At 71.9% G+C, this 388-nt stretch carries 1 protein-coding gene; it reads right to left on the bottom strand.

All coding sequences use genetic code 11. The features are described from left to right. The coding region (locus TN53_RS42805; RefSeq protein WP_046264327.1) for an enoyl-CoA hydratase/isomerase family protein at nucleotides 1–386 on the bottom strand (386 nt) is incomplete at its 3' end. Nucleotides 387–388: the final 2 nt, after the last annotated feature.

Below are 388 nucleotides of genomic sequence, written 5' to 3'. Positions count from 1 at the left end.
AGCCCGACCTGGACGTGCGGGTCGGCGACGTAGGCGTCGTCGGCGATCAGCACGAGGTCGCTCAGCAGGGCCAGGCTGCAGCCGAGGCCGACGGCGGGGCCGTTGACCGCGGCGATCACCGGCAGCGGGCAGCGGACCATGCCGGTGATGATCCGCCTGGCCTGGTCGACGTTCCGCTCCCGGAAGGCGCGGTCGCGCTGGACGCGGGTCATGATGTCGAAGTTGCCGCCGGCGCTGAACGCCCGGCCGCGCCCGGTGAGCACGACGACCCGTGCCTCCGGGTCGTCGGCGACGGCATAAGCCCAGAAATCGTCGACCATGCGGTGGAAGAGGGTGGCCAGCTGCCCCAGCTCCTCCGGAGCCCACTCGGACAGGGCGAACTGCATGC

The organism is Streptomyces sp. WM6386, assembly GCF_000972385.1.
Classification (GTDB): domain Bacteria; phylum Actinomycetota; class Actinomycetes; order Streptomycetales; family Streptomycetaceae; genus Streptomyces.
This window is presented reverse-complemented; position numbering and strand designations above follow the sequence as displayed.